The following is a 13,695-nucleotide window of genomic DNA, read 5'->3' on the forward strand; positions in this document are numbered from 1 at the left end:
CGCATCAAGTTTATATACTTGTGCGCCCTAAATAACTCTTTAATTTAATTACGCTTTAAAAGTTATTTATTATCTTCTTTCACTTCTTCAAACTCAGCATCAACAACATCGTCGTCTTGCTTAGCTGAAGGTTCAGCTTGCTCTGCACCTGGTTGTTGTTCAGCTTGTTGCTTAGCTTGAGCAATTTCCATTAGCTTTTGAGATTTTTCCATTAATGCTTGAGTTTTAGCATCAATTTCAGCTTTATCTTCGCCTTTGCTTGCTGTTTCTAGTTCAGCTAGTGCAGCTTCAATTGCTTCTTTATCTTCTGCTGGTAATGCTTCGCCTGCTTCTTCGATTTGTTTCTTAGTACCGTGAACCATCGCATCAGCTTGGTTACGTGCAGCAGCTAGTTCTTCAAACTCTTTATCTGCTTCAGCATTTGCTTCAGCATCACGAACCATAGCTTCTACTTCTTCATCTGAAAGACCTGAAGATGCTTGGATAGTGATTTTTTGCTCAGTACCAGTATCTTTATCTTTTGCAGATACATGTAAGATACCATCAGCATCAACATCAAAAGTTACTTCGATTTGTGGTGTACCACGTTGTGCTGCACGGATACCTTCAAGGTTAAACTGACCTAAAGATTTATTGTCAGAAGAACGCTTACGCTCACCTTGTAATACGTGGATCGTTACAGCTGATTGGTTATCTTCCGCAGTTGAGAAAGTCTGTGACTTTTTCGTAGGGATAGTTGTATTTTTCTCGATTAATGTAGTCATCATTTGACCCATAGTTTCGATACCTAGAGAAAGCGGGCTTACATCTAGTAATAATACATCTTTAACGTCACCAGCTAGAACACCAGCTTGGATTGCAGCACCCATAGCTACAGCTTCATCAGGGTTAACGTCTTTACGTGATTCTTTACCAAAGAAGTCAGCAACTTCTTTTTGAACCATAGGCATACGTGTTTGACCACCAACTAAGATAACATCATGGATGTCACCAACAGATAAATCTGCATCTGCAAGTGCTTGCTTAAGCGGAGCTAAAGACTGTGCTACTAAATCTTCAACTAAAGATTCTAATTTAGCACGTGTGATCTTAACATTCATGTGCTTAGGACCAGTTGCATCAGCAGTTACGTATGGTAAATTAACATCTGTTTGTTGTGCAGAAGATAATTCAATCTTCGCTTTTTCAGCTGCTTCTTTAACACGTTGCATTGCAAGCGGGTCATTTCTTAAGTCGATTGACTGCTCTTTTTTGAACTCTTCTACTAAGTAGTTGATTACGCGGTTATCGAAATCTTCACCACCTAAGTGCGTATCACCGTTTGTAGCTAGTACTTCAAAAGTGTGCTCGCCTTCAACTTCATCGATTTCGATGATTGAAATATCGAAAGTACCACCACCAAGGTCGTAAACAGCTACTACGTTGTCGCCTTTCTTCTTGTCCATACCGTATGCTAATGCAGCAGCAGTTGGTTCATTGATAATACGTTTAACTTCAAGACCCGCTATACGACCAGCATCTTTAGTTGCTTGACGTTGTGAATCGTTAAAGTATGCAGGAACAGTAATTACTGCACCAGTTACTTCTTCACCTAAGTAATCTTCAGCAGTCTTTTTCATTTTCTTCAAGATTTCTGCAGAGATTTGTGGTGCTGCTAATTTTTCATCTTTAGCTTGTACCCATGCATCGCCGTTATCAGCTTCAACAATTTTGAAAGGCATGATGTCGATGTCACGTTGTACTTCTTTGTCTTTAAAACGACGACCGATTAAACGCTTGATAGCGAATAAGGTATTTGTCGGGTTTGTTACAGCTTGGCGCTTAGCAGGTTGACCTACTAGAATCTCACCTTCATCAGCATATGCGATGATTGAAGGAGTTGTACGATCGCCTTCAGCATTTTCAATAACGCGTGGCACACCGCCGTCAAGTACTGCAACACAAGAGTTAGTAGTACCTAAATCGATTCCGATAATCTTACCCATGAAACTTTTCTCCAACTTCTAAAATTCTGTAATATTTTGTAATACACTTGCTCGATGATTAGTTAATATGGGTGGGTCAAAGCAATTTCAACAGTAAAACTAAATTTTTTTTAAACTTTTTGAAATTTTTTTTGAAAATACCTTTTTATGCTTATTAATAATGTAAAAAGCCTGCTATTTAGCTGGCTTTCATTATTTTTAATTAGTAAATCTATAACCACTAACAACCATGAATATCATCTTGGTCACAATAAAAGTAAGGTAATGAATATCGAGTTTTATCAGATGTTAACTCACTATTTATAGTAACTAAATAGTGATATACCAACTAGTTAAAAACAAGCAATAGCCCCTGCTTGCAAATATCCTAATTACCTTACGCTTTAGAATTTATAATAACTGAGTTTGATTTTTTTCTGTAATAATGATTTTACTACCTTCAGCACCTTTTAATAAAAATGAACAATTGTGGAAGTCATTTGGTATGACAATAGAGTTTAAGTTATCCATTTCAATGTTGTATACGACATTGGTGCATCGAAATTGTGCAGAGTCTAATTTCCCTTGCTCGACTTTGACACTTAATACCTTACGGCCAACAGAGTATTGCCATGCTATGTCTTTTTTTAAATTTGCCTCAATTTTTATTGCAACTGAGCTGTTCAACTTTTTTGATAAAGGTAATATCATTGCTTTGATAGTATCAGGTTTAATTTCTGCGTTTTTAATATTCTTCATTTTATAAACGGTATTAACAGCATCTGCATATTGTTGAGTAAACTCGTAATAAGATAATAGATTTTGACTATTTTTGATTGCCATTTTAGTTGGTAACATTTCTCTTAAATGATTAGCTATTTGTACCATTTCTCCATAATTAGACCAATCTTTTTGAGATGCGTAGTAGTTACTATAAAGCCATGCTGTCAAGGCTTGCTCAGTTAAATTTTTACTATGATCTTCATTGAGTTGATCAAGTTCACTTTTTGCTTTAGTAAATTCTTTTGTTTGTAAATATTTATCAACACGATTAAACCCATATCTATACCCAGTAGAAATGCCTTCATTATTGCTACCATAAAAACTAATTGTATGTTTAAGCAAATATGTTTTAGCAGACTCTACAGGCTTACCTTTATATAATGCGGCTTCATAGCGAAGGCTTTCTACTCTTTTATATGCATGATGTAAATTAGCACCTTTAGTGGAATAGGCTAATATTTCAATATCTTTAGTTTTCCCATCCACATCTACTATATAACTCATATATACCCAACCTTCGAGCCTTGTTGCATGAGGTACTTCCTTTACATTATGAGATTTAGGTATTAACTTTGCTGGCGTAAAACTATTTTCTGATTCAAAGGGAGTTGCTAATAGATGTGTTGTTTTTAGCAATAAAAAAAGAAAACAAATTACTTTAGTGAAACTGTTCATTGATTACCCTTATTGATCATAATAAATGTAATTTTATATAGGTTTGATACTATCATTAATTATCAAAATAGATAAATCTTAGATAAGAAATCTATGTAATTTATAAACTTATATTATTATTTTCAATACAATTACAAGATGCTATAACCTTAGATTATATTTTATTGGTATCTGTGAAGTAGTAATTTTGACTTGTTTGGTACAATAAAAGACTATTATTAGTTTTTTCTGCTTAGCTAAAGACTTGTTTTATAAAAGATAGAATTTGATTACATTCTTTAATTGATTTTGGGAGCAGCATTACATTATCGTCTCCGGCTATTGTCGCTAGGATCTGAGTTTTAACAGGTAAGCTTTCAATTATTCTTGCAATGACGTCAGCTGAACCAGGAATAGTTTCCACCATTACAATATATTGATTAGTATGGCTATCGATCACAAGTTCTTTTACCTGCGTATCAAGTGTTGGCATCATGAGTTCATGTTTTATTGTATAAACTGATTCACCGTTGCTATTTTTAATGCTTATCGCACCAATTTGTTTTAAAATGCGAGAGATCTGAGGCTGACTGGTATTTTCAAAACCGCGCTCAGCCAAATAATAAGACAATTCGTAATGACTACGAATATGTTGCTTTTTGAGCAGCTCTTTAATATTTTGGATAAGCGGGTTTTGTTTCATTATTAAACTCTATTATTTATTCATTGCATCAATTAAAAACGCTGAAATTTTTGCGCCTTCTTTTAATGTCGTTTCTGAACTTGATTGACCAACTAAAGAGCTATCTGTGAAAGGTGCTATTTCCATCATATCAGCACCTGTAATTGGGAACTGTTTACTTAATGCTTTTAAGATTAATAAAGATTCATCTGGTGTCATACCATCTGGTTCTGGTGTACCAGTTGCTGATGCCCATTTAGCATCTAATGCATCGATATCAAAGCTCACATAAAGTTCATCTACATTGTCACGCTTTAATTGTTCAATAATACCATCAACAATTTTTTGAGCGCCTTGCTCTTGAATTTCATGTGCCCAATGCTGTTTTACGCCAAATGTATCTTCCCAATGAGATTTTGGTTTACCACTAGAGCGTATGCCAATTTGAATTAAGTGACTTGGATCAGGCAAATATTCAAGAATATGTGTACACCAAGAACCAAAACATAGATCTATACCTAAACGTTCTACCAACAAATCAGTATGAGCATCAAAATGTATAATTGCAGTACGGATACCACGATCACGTTTTGCTTTTAAAAATGATTTTGTTAATGGGTAGCTAATTGAGTGATCACCACCGATACCAAAAATACCTTTCTCAGGGAGATTGGCATAGAAGCTATCACATACATCTTCTGTAATAGATAACGGGCTTACAGCATAATCTGATTTATTGTTAGCATCATCTTTTTTATATAGCGCTTTTTGACAATTTTCTATGGTGCCATTGTTCAAGTATTTATCGTGTAATAAATGAGGAATAATTCGAATATCACCCATATCAAATGCTTGGGTTTGTGCTTGTTGTTCAACCATAGTTGCGCGAAGTAATAAAGGACCCCAGTTCGCGCCACGTAAAATACCGCCACCACAGTCTGAACTGATCCCTAGGATCACCGCTTTATGCTCTGAACTTGGCATCTCAGATAAAGATGATTGCCATAAAGCAGTTACTTTCTCTTGTGATGTTTCATTATAAAGTTTTTGATGTAACGCTTCTTTACGTTCTTTTGCAGTATTAACCGTGAATACGCCATTACCTGGTGGACATAGACAGTTCTCTAGCTGTGTTTTAAATTCATTCCAGTTATTACTCATTTAATACCCTTACTGTATAAAATCGATTATTTATTCAATTTATTAAATTTTATGAATTACAAAATAAAACCTGACGTTCTGATAGAACAATTTATTCAGTTTTATTTTTCATGGTATTTCATCTAGATAAACCTCAATGTAAGCTTGTATATTTAATCAATAAAATTATAGGCTTACGGAATTTACTTTTAAGTATTGTTTTGAAGGTTTAAATCTAGACCTTATTAATAATTGAAATAAAAACGGCTTATTTAAACTAATATATTGTATCTATACCCCTGTCAACTTAGGGTTTTTCTCATTAATTTTTGAGAGTGTTATATATGCAGATTAGCTGCATAAAACTGTGAACCTATAATATATACATAATGACTATAGATAATAATTGTAACTTACTTGTAACTTTATATGAGGTTTGGTAATTTGCTTAAATATTTCAAATGTTTTATTTAAAACTGGCAACAATTAAGAAGGAATTTATGGTATTTCATAAATCGGATAAAACTAAAATTTTCTTAGCTTTAAGCGCATTAACATTAACGGCTTGTGGTGGTTCATCAAATAGTGGCACAAATTTAGTTACTGATCCTGGCACAGGTACTGGTGATACTCCTTCTTGGGTTGCGGGTACTTTTGAAGCAGACTCTAAATTTAAAGATTATTGTGAAACCCCAAGAACCGGTAGTGATCCTTATAATAACAATGCACCTTACCCTGACAAAGCTGGCAGTGCACTACATGAAAAAATGTGGTTAAGATCTTATAGTGATAACACTTACCTATGGTACAGCGAAATTGAAGATAATGATCCAAATAACTTTAATGTAGCAGATTATTTTAAACAACTTAAAACCACTCAAACAACAGATTCAGGTGCAAAAAAAGATAACTTTCATGGCTCCCAAAACACAGCTGACTATAAAAAACAAACGCAATCTGGTGTTACATCGGGTTATGGCATAAGTTGGCAATTTAATGCTCGGATCCCACCTAGGAATTTAACTGTAAGATACACTGAACCAGACTCTCCAGCAGCGTTAGCTGATTTAAAGCGTGGTACACAGATTTTGGAAGTTGATGGTGTGGATTTTGTAAATGGTGACAATGTGGATGTTATCAACGCAGGTTTGTTTCCAGCTGAAGTAGGTGAATCTCATGATTTTAAATTACTCGAACCTGATGGCACAATCATCACTAAGAGATTTGTTTCAGCAGATGTTGTTTCATCCCCAGTACAAAATACAAAAATAATTGAGACTGAAATCGGCAAAGTCGGCTATTTACAATTTAATTCTCATATTGGTTTAGCACAAGAAGGTTTAATTGCAGCAGTTAAGCAATTTTCAGATGAAAATGTTTCAGAGCTTGTTGTTGATTTACGTTATAACGGTGGCGGATTATTGGCAATGGCTTCTCAACTTGCTTATATGGTTGCCGGAGATAATGCTACTAGTAACCGAACATTTGAAAATACGATCTTTAATGATAAGTATCCTAGTACTAACCCTGTAACCGGAAGTTCGCTTTCGCCAACGCCTTTTTATAATAAAAAAATTGATTACGTATCGTATCAATTTACATCTGAGGATTTACCAAGCGTAGCTTTACAACGTATATTTGTTTTAACTACAGGCTCTACTTGTTCTGCCAGTGAAGCCTTTATGAATGGCTTACGTGGTATAGATATTGATGTTATTCAAATAGGCAATAAAACATGTGGAAAACCTTATGGTTTCTATCCGCAAGATAACTGTGGCGATACTTATTTCACTATTCAATTTAAAGGTGTAAATGAAAAAGGTTTTGGCGAATATTCTGATGGTTTTGTGCCAAAAGAGTTTCCTCAATTTTCATCAGAAGTTAAAGGTTGTAATGTTGCTGATGATTATTCTAAGGCACTAGGCGATCCAACAGAGGGCATGTTCAGTGCCGCACTTGAATATATGAAAACTGAATCTTGTCCGGTCGTTGCTTTATCTAGAGCATCGAAGGCCAACGACGTATTGCAAAGTGCTTCTTTGAATGATGGTTTAGCGATAAAAGTCCCTAACCAAATTTTAAAATCTATTATTTTGGAAAATAAAATCCTTCACCGTAGAGAAATTAAATAATACATTTATAAAATGATAAAGTTGAAGGGTTTAAATATTAGCCCTTCAACTTTTTAAAATCAAAAATATTAACCGTATCCTCTTAAAAAGCTCGTCACTCATCACATCTAAACAGCTAAATTTAATTAATATGAAGAAAATCTAAAGCCCTACGGCTTTATATTGCTTTAATACTGACAGAATAGAAATTTTTGCTATATTTTATTAATACTTATCAGGCTATGGAGATACTCCAATTGGATACAAGCTTTTCTGACAAAGCCCAGCCTTGGATAGATAAGATTTCAAAACAAGAAATGCCTGCATTAGCATCTACAGTAAGAGAGCTTGAAAACGTAGCAAAGGACGATACAGCATCTTTAGCTAAATTAGGTCAAGCAGTGTTACATGATCATGCATTAACATCTAAATTACTCAGTAGCTTATTAAAAAATAAAAATTTAACCCCAATTGTTTACAATCGTTTAATTAATTTAATGACGCAGTCTTTTCATGCTGGAATGATAGCTAAAATGATGGTTTCTAAACACGACATTGAAATACAGGAACAAACTTTTATTGCAGTATTACTTAATAAATTATGTGAAAGTAAATTTTGGAGCATGGGGGGCGAAGTAACTGATAACTTAGATCACCAAACAATCAGAAATGAAAACACAGTTGGTATATAGTAATAATTACGACCATTTAACTGGTTTAAATAACCGCCAATACTTTATTCAATGTTTGAATAAAGTCATAGATGAAAAACATCAAAAGTCGATAACAATTACTGGAGTTGTATTTCATATAGATTTAGATAAGTTTCAGGTAATTAATAATAATTTTGGATATGCGTTTGGAGATAAGTTTTTAAATTTTATATCACATTCTCTTTTAGATTTTTTATTAGAACCTAATATCACCAGCACTGTTTATACCTGCAGCAGAAAAGTACGGTTTAATTATTAAGTTAGATAGATGGGTTATCGATAGGACTTTTTTAGCAATTTCAGAACTAGAACATAAACTCACTGATGACAAGCAATTTCAGTATAGTATTAATTTATCTGGCTTAACGCTAACAGATCCCTTTTATATGATTATATAAAAGAAAAGATGTTACTTTATAAAATCAATGCTAAAAATATATCATTTGAAGTAACAGAAACTTCAGCTATCACTCATATAGAGTCAGCATTAGAGTTTATGAATAAGATAAATTTATTAGGTTGTCATTTCTAATTAGATGATTTTGGCAGTGGTTTTTCGTCTTTTAGCTATTTGTAAAAATTACCCATTAATATTATTAAAATAGATGGCATATTTATACGTGACATACATACATATAAATGAAGTTAATTCCGTATTTGTTGAGAACATCCAAAGAACAGCAAAAATTATGGGTAAAAAAACAGTGGCGGAATTTGTAGAAGATGCACTTATTTTAAAAAAACTAAATGAAATTGGTGTTTATTATGTACAGGGTTATCATATACATAAGCCTCAAAAATGGTTCTAACACATATTTTTATTTAAATTTATCAAATGATATGCAGTTTTAATTACAATTTCATGTCAAAAATTAATTTGATAATCGTTATCATTTACATTAAAATTAGCGCATTGAAATGAGAATGAGTTTGTTTAAGTATGTATGTTTGTATTTGTAATGGTGTTACAACAAAAAAAATTGAAACCGCTATAGATAATGGTGCACATACGTTAAAACAACTCTCAACAGAACTACATATTGGTAAACAATGTGGCAAGTGTTGCAAATGTACAAAAAAGATTTTGAATAATAAATTAATCCAAATATCAAACCTTGAGCCTGATGTTGCATAATTTCTTCAATTAACTTATAAATTTCAAAATTCCTTTATTGACAGGACACAAGTCCTCTTCTAAATAAAATAAACCTTTTATCCTAAGTTAAAATACTCTGCTATATATAAATAATAACATTTTTTAGTATTAGCATTTATGCCGTTTCTAAGGATTTTTCATGAAAACAGTGTTTCATTTAGGTTTACACTCAGAACAAATCAATAATGCAAAACTAGCAATCGTACCTGGTGATCCCGCAAGAGCAGAACGTATAGCCTCACATTTAGAAAACATTACTTGTCTCGCTCAAACACGTGAATATCATGTTTATTTAGGATATTTAGATGAACATCCAATTGTTGTTTGTTCAACAGGTATAGGCGGTCCTTCCACTTCGATTGCTGTGGAAGAGTTAGCTCAATTAGGTATACGCACATTTTTAAGAATTGGGACGACAGGTGCTATTCAACCTCATATTAATGAAGGTGATGTATTGATCTCCCATGGTGCAGTTCGCCTTGATGGTGCAAGTCAGCACTTTGCACCAATCACCTACCCTGCTGTTGCTGATTTTTTTGCAACAAAAGCTATGGTAGAAGCATGTGATGCATTAGAGATGCCATATCATTTAGGGATCACTGCATCATCAGATACTTTTTATCCTGGACAAGAACGCTACGATACTTATTCTGGCTATGTTACAAATTCATTCCAAGGCAGTTTTGTTGAATGGCAAAAGCTTGGCGTAATGAATTATGAAATGGAGTCAGCTACATTATTTACTATGTGTTCAGCACTGGGTTTAAAAGCAGCCTGTGTTGCTGGTGTACTTGTAAATCGAACTCGCCAAGAAATCCCTGATGTTGATCATAGCTTAATTGAAGCAAAAAGTGTTTCAGTGGTACTTGAAGCTGCTAAGACATTATGTAAACAGCCGGCATAAGAATACCAATTCTAATTTATATTAAATCACTTTTTTATTAGAATCGGTATAACGAATTTATGTATTATTACCTAATAATACATAATTAAACGGTACTTTAAAGTCATAACTTTCTAGTACCGCTTTAGTAACACTCAACTGATTTTCTATATTTTCCATCTCAACAAGTGTTACTTGTTTGATGACCTCTTTAGAAAAAGCATTTCCTGATAAAATTAATTGACTGATCGCCGCCTGAAGTGGGGATAAACTCGGACTGTACGCGGCATTTTCTGCATAACGGCCATAAAATACCTGACCATCAAAGGTTTGTATTTCACAAGCCGCTAAATTGTTTGAATAAGGTGCATAACTTAAACTGATCTGTTGAAATAATTCAGATGAAATACTGTCTGGCTTTTCACTATTTTTAAGGTTTTCCTTAAGTGTCAATAATCCAAAATCGTTACCTAAATCTTTTGGTCCAAAGGACATAGGTAAAAACTTATCAAAAGCGATCACTTCACCATTTAACAAAATCTCAATATGATGAGCACATGCCAATTCATTAATAAATTGTCTACAATAGCCACAAGGTGCTGCATTTATTGCAAGTTTGGTAATATGTGTTTCACCATGTAGCCAGGCATTACTAATAGCAGATTGTTCTCCGTGTAGTACTAAAGATAGTGCTTGATTAGTAAACTCTAAATTGGCGCCAAAGTATAAATTACCAGAAGACCCGACCGCGATAGCTCCAACATAAAAGTTAGAAATGGGCGCAACAGAAAACTCTGATGCAAATGGTAATAACGCGGTTAATAAATCATCTAAAGAAGTATCTAACTCACTTTTTAACTTGCTAATAAATTGCGAATTAAGCATGCCGCTAGTGTTTTTTAAAAGTGAATTAATATCTAATATGTGGGAAGTTGAAAAGTTAATTTTTTGATTTGGTGAACTTAAAATCATATTATTATTGTTGTAATTAATGGTTCACTATTTTATGAATTTAAGCCGCAGTATTCAACCAATGTTTTGCTTTTTTACTACAATCAAAGTTTTCAGCGTAAACATTTAAGCGTTTTGCTTTTAGCTTTTTGCTGTACTAAATCATGGTGAAACCCTTTAAATCCAATGATTCTAGCAACTTTAAAACCTTGCAAAATAGATGTGATTTGTACAACTAAATTAATAACTTCTATTGCTGGATATTCATGTTCGAGCTCCATCATATCAACCAATAATTTATTTGTTGCGTTGAGTTTTGCGTACTCAGTTATTTTCTTGTAAATGCTGACGACATCTTTAACATTAGCTGTGCCGAAAAGTTTTACCATTACTAAATTCTCAGAAGCATCATAGCTTAGATTAGTGATTAGATTTGACATTAATTAATCAGATTAAATCATAAATAATAAAAGCTAGGAATAAATATCGCAGCGAATTTATTAAATATTATATTTAATACCGTTTCCTCTGAATGGCAGTTAATTAACAGAAATGCTATAAGGCTAGTTATTTAATTATCAAAGTCTTAGGGATATTCAATTTAATTCACATAAAATAAACTTAGCATCAAAGATGTAATTTATGTATATTGTATTCAAATTTAAAATTTAAACTATATCTATAGTTAACTGTGTGGGTAAATTAGGGGAAATGTGTGTCAGATGAACAGACAATAAAAAGGGATTCAAATAATAGTCGCGACATAAGTAAAAATAATTCAATTTTTAGTTTTAGCAGTAATTATTTCGTTGCTAATACAATGGAAATTTTTGAGCGACTAGCTTGGTATGGTATTTTTGGTGTTTTATCTCTTTATATGACTGCGCCATTAGAGCTTGGTGGATTAGGTGCAACTGATCAGCAAAGAGGAACTTTATCTGCTGTTGTTATGAGCTTTATTTATCTTTTACCTGTATTGACTGGCGCATTAGGAGATAGGTACGGTTATAGAAAAATGTTATTAATATCCTTTGCTTTGATGACACCTTCTTATTATATGTTAGGCCAAGTTGATTCCTATGGTGCATTTTTTATAACTTATATGGTTCTCGCTGTTGGTGCCGCGATATTTAAACCGCTTATTGTTGGTACTGTTAGCCGTGAAACAACAGATGCAAATCGTAGCCTAGGTTTTGGCTTATTTTATACTATGGTTAATATAGGTGGTTTTTTAGGGCCTCTTACAGTTGCTTATCTGAGAGAAATCAGCTGGGAATTAGCGTTTACAATGGCTGCTGTTTCGATTGCTATCAACTTTATTCCTGCCATATTTTTCTTTAGGGACCCAACAAAAAGTGTTGAGTCATCAAAGAATAATAAGTCTATAAAAGAAACTTTAGTTGAAGTACAAGATGTGCTTGGTAATGGTAGGCTCGCATTAATGGTTGTCCCAATTATGGTGATGTTGTTGATCCCCGGAACAGGTCTTTTATCCTGGAAGTTGATTTCAATTTTCTGTGCATCATGGCTAGTCATTAATTTCATTTGGGATAAGGTCGCACAAGATGATAATAGAACTTGGTATGGTGAAAAAATAAAACTTGGCAATGTACCTTTTATATTGTACTTACTTATTTTGGCTGGTTTTTGGGCTGTATATCTGCAAATATTTGTCTCCTTGAATATATTTATTAGGGATTATATAAATACAGGGGATCTGATCACATTTTTTAACTCACTTAACCCAAACGTATCAAATTTTATGTCAGGTGCTAATTCTGAAAAATTAGTTCAGTTTCTGCAGCAGCTTAATCTGACACATGGAGGAAATATAAGCCTTGAAGTGATCCAACAATCATATTTTAAGCTAACTAATTATAGTGTTATGGTGCCTTTTGATGAGATATCAAAGCTATTAAGTTTAGACAAAGGTATGCTAGATATGAGTAAAACAGCCGTAATAGCCAATCAATGGATTAATAAATATCAGCAAGTGAAACCTGAACTTATAGCATCAATTAACTTTGGTTCAATCGTCATTTTACAACTGTTCTTTAGTAAAATGTCATCAAAATTTAAAATATTCCATGTCTTAGTTGGCGGAACATTATTGTTATCTTTAAGCTATTTGATGTTAGCGATTGCGCCATCATTGCTTATTGCTGGTACTGCGGTGGTCGCTGCTGTATTACTATTTTCAATTGGTGAAATGTTAGTATCACCAAAAAGTATGGAATATATCGCGATGGTAATGCCTAAAGAAAAATCTGCAATGTATCAAGGATATTTGTATTTAGCGTCTGCTTTTGGTTTTTTAGCCGGAGGACTTTTATCGGGTGTTGGCTATGAATATTTTGCTAAAACCCTTAATAAACCAGAATTATTCTGGTTTATGTTTGCCGCAATAGGCGTATTATCAGCGTTAGCCTTATTTGCATATGATAAGTTTTTTGCTCATAAGTTAGAATCTCAAAAGCAAAATTAACTTAAAATTTACAGTTGCTCTTTAATATTAAGAGCAACTTTTTGAAACAAGATACCAGTACCTTGCCTAAAACACTCTGAATTCCCGATGATTGACTTATTAATTATCGGAATTGGTAATATCCCTCCCTTTGAATGTTCCATTAGATTGAACTTTATGCGTTGAATAATTTT

Annotated in this window: 14 protein-coding genes; 8 read left to right on the forward strand and 6 right to left on the reverse strand. The window is 33.3% G+C overall.

What is annotated here, in order from left to right:
* Positions 1 to 62: 62 nt before the first annotated feature.
* The 4 genes from dnaK to PSA_RS19115 form a co-directional block, all read right to left on the reverse strand.
* On the reverse strand, positions 63 to 1,985 hold the full coding sequence (gene dnaK / locus PSA_RS19100) for a molecular chaperone DnaK (RefSeq protein ID WP_042145595.1): 1,923 nt from the start codon (positions 1,983 to 1,985) through the stop codon (positions 63 to 65).
* A 390-nt stretch (positions 1,986 to 2,375) separates the two neighbouring features.
* On the reverse strand, positions 2,376 to 3,422 hold the full coding sequence (locus PSA_RS19105; protein WP_042145598.1) for an energy transducer TonB: 1,047 nt from the start codon (positions 3,420 to 3,422) through the stop codon (positions 2,376 to 2,378).
* A gap of 232 nt (positions 3,423 to 3,654) precedes the next feature.
* Complete coding sequence (locus tag PSA_RS19110; protein ID WP_042145601.1) at positions 3,655 to 4,104, reverse strand: hypothetical protein; 450 nt, start codon at positions 4,102 to 4,104, stop codon at positions 3,655 to 3,657.
* Positions 4,105 to 4,116: 12 nt separating this feature from the next.
* Positions 4,117 to 5,244 carry an arginase family protein gene (locus PSA_RS19115; RefSeq protein WP_042145604.1) on the reverse strand — a complete coding sequence of 376 codons (1,128 nt, stop codon included), beginning with the start codon at positions 5,242 to 5,244 and terminating at the stop codon, positions 4,117 to 4,119.
* A gap of 479 nt (positions 5,245 to 5,723) precedes the next feature.
* Here PSA_RS19115 and PSA_RS19120 point away from each other — a divergent pair, with 479 nt between their 5' ends.
* The 7 genes from PSA_RS19120 (at position 5,724) to udp (ending at position 10,107) form a co-directional block, all read left to right on the forward strand.
* Positions 5,724 to 7,355 carry a S41 family peptidase gene (locus PSA_RS19120; RefSeq protein ID WP_042145607.1) on the forward strand — a complete coding sequence of 544 codons (1,632 nt, stop codon included), beginning with the start codon at positions 5,724 to 5,726 and terminating at the stop codon, positions 7,353 to 7,355.
* A gap of 236 nt (positions 7,356 to 7,591) precedes the next feature.
* Positions 7,592 to 8,026 (forward strand): hypothetical protein, encoded by a 435-nt coding sequence (locus PSA_RS19125; protein ID WP_042145610.1) that lies wholly within the window; start codon positions 7,592 to 7,594, stop codon positions 8,024 to 8,026.
* Entirely contained in the window at positions 8,004 to 8,306 is a 303-nt protein-coding gene (locus PSA_RS19130) for a GGDEF domain-containing protein (RefSeq protein ID WP_042145612.1), read from the forward strand. The genes PSA_RS19125 and PSA_RS19130 overlap by 23 nt, the downstream gene beginning before the upstream one ends.
* Entirely contained in the window at positions 8,302 to 8,445 is a 144-nt protein-coding gene (locus tag PSA_RS27310) for a hypothetical protein (RefSeq protein ID WP_371257870.1), read from the forward strand. The genes PSA_RS19130 and PSA_RS27310 overlap by 5 nt, the downstream gene beginning before the upstream one ends.
* A gap of 222 nt (positions 8,446 to 8,667) precedes the next feature.
* Positions 8,668 to 8,856: an EAL domain-containing protein gene (locus PSA_RS19135; RefSeq protein WP_042145615.1), complete on the forward strand. Its 189-nt coding sequence runs from the start codon at positions 8,668 to 8,670 to the stop codon at positions 8,854 to 8,856.
* A gap of 131 nt (positions 8,857 to 8,987) precedes the next feature.
* Positions 8,988 to 9,182, forward strand: a complete 195-nt coding sequence (locus tag PSA_RS19140) for a bacterioferritin-associated ferredoxin (RefSeq protein WP_042145617.1) — start codon at positions 8,988 to 8,990, stop codon at positions 9,180 to 9,182.
* A 160-nt stretch (positions 9,183 to 9,342) separates the two neighbouring features.
* Positions 9,343 to 10,107, forward strand: coding sequence for a uridine phosphorylase (gene udp, locus PSA_RS19145; RefSeq protein WP_042145620.1), 765 nt, complete (start codon positions 9,343 to 9,345; stop codon positions 10,105 to 10,107).
* Between the two features lie 57 nt (positions 10,108 to 10,164).
* Here the strand turns inward: udp and cdd are convergent, their stop codons facing one another.
* Positions 10,165 to 11,058: a cytidine deaminase gene (gene cdd / locus PSA_RS19150; protein WP_042145621.1), complete on the reverse strand. Its 894-nt coding sequence runs from the start codon at positions 11,056 to 11,058 to the stop codon at positions 10,165 to 10,167.
* 92 nt (positions 11,059 to 11,150) lie between these two features.
* On the reverse strand, positions 11,151 to 11,426 hold the full coding sequence (locus PSA_RS19155) for a hypothetical protein (RefSeq protein WP_059365010.1): 276 nt from the start codon (positions 11,424 to 11,426) through the stop codon (positions 11,151 to 11,153).
* Positions 11,427 to 11,752: 326 nt separating this feature from the next.
* Here PSA_RS19155 and PSA_RS19160 point away from each other — a divergent pair, with 326 nt between their 5' ends.
* Positions 11,753 to 13,522: an MFS transporter gene (locus tag PSA_RS19160; RefSeq protein ID WP_059365011.1), complete on the forward strand. Its 1,770-nt coding sequence runs from the start codon at positions 11,753 to 11,755 to the stop codon at positions 13,520 to 13,522.
* Positions 13,523 to 13,695 lie beyond the last annotated feature (173 nt).

Origin of the sequence: Pseudoalteromonas sp. '520P1 No. 423' (genome assembly GCF_001269985.1) — a bacterium.
Lineage (GTDB): Bacteria > Pseudomonadota > Gammaproteobacteria > Enterobacterales > Alteromonadaceae > Pseudoalteromonas.

Excerpts from the sequence above, each read along its gene's own strand:
- dnaK (WP_042145595.1), bottom strand. The coding sequence starts at position 1,985 with ATGGGTAAGATTATCGGAATCGATTTAGGTACTACTAACTCTTGTGTT.
- PSA_RS19105 (WP_042145598.1), bottom strand. The coding sequence starts at position 3,422 with ATGAACAGTTTCACTAAAGTAATTTGTTTTCTTTTTTTATTGCTAAAA.
- PSA_RS19110 (WP_042145601.1), bottom strand. The coding sequence starts at position 4,104 with ATGAAACAAAACCCGCTTATCCAAAATATTAAAGAGCTGCTCAAAAAG.
- PSA_RS19115 (WP_042145604.1), bottom strand. The coding sequence starts at position 5,244 with ATGAGTAATAACTGGAATGAATTTAAAACACAGCTAGAGAACTGTCTA.
- PSA_RS19120 (WP_042145607.1), top strand. The coding sequence starts at position 5,724 with ATGGTATTTCATAAATCGGATAAAACTAAAATTTTCTTAGCTTTAAGC.
- PSA_RS19130 (WP_042145612.1), top strand. The coding sequence starts at position 8,004 with ATGAAAACACAGTTGGTATATAGTAATAATTACGACCATTTAACTGGT.
- PSA_RS19140 (WP_042145617.1), top strand. The coding sequence starts at position 8,988 with ATGTATGTTTGTATTTGTAATGGTGTTACAACAAAAAAAATTGAAACC.
- udp (WP_042145620.1), top strand. The coding sequence starts at position 9,343 with ATGAAAACAGTGTTTCATTTAGGTTTACACTCAGAACAAATCAATAAT.
- cdd (WP_042145621.1), bottom strand. The coding sequence starts at position 11,058 with ATGATTTTAAGTTCACCAAATCAAAAAATTAACTTTTCAACTTCCCAC.
- PSA_RS19155 (WP_059365010.1), bottom strand. The coding sequence starts at position 11,426 with ATGGTAAAACTTTTCGGCACAGCTAATGTTAAAGATGTCGTCAGCATT.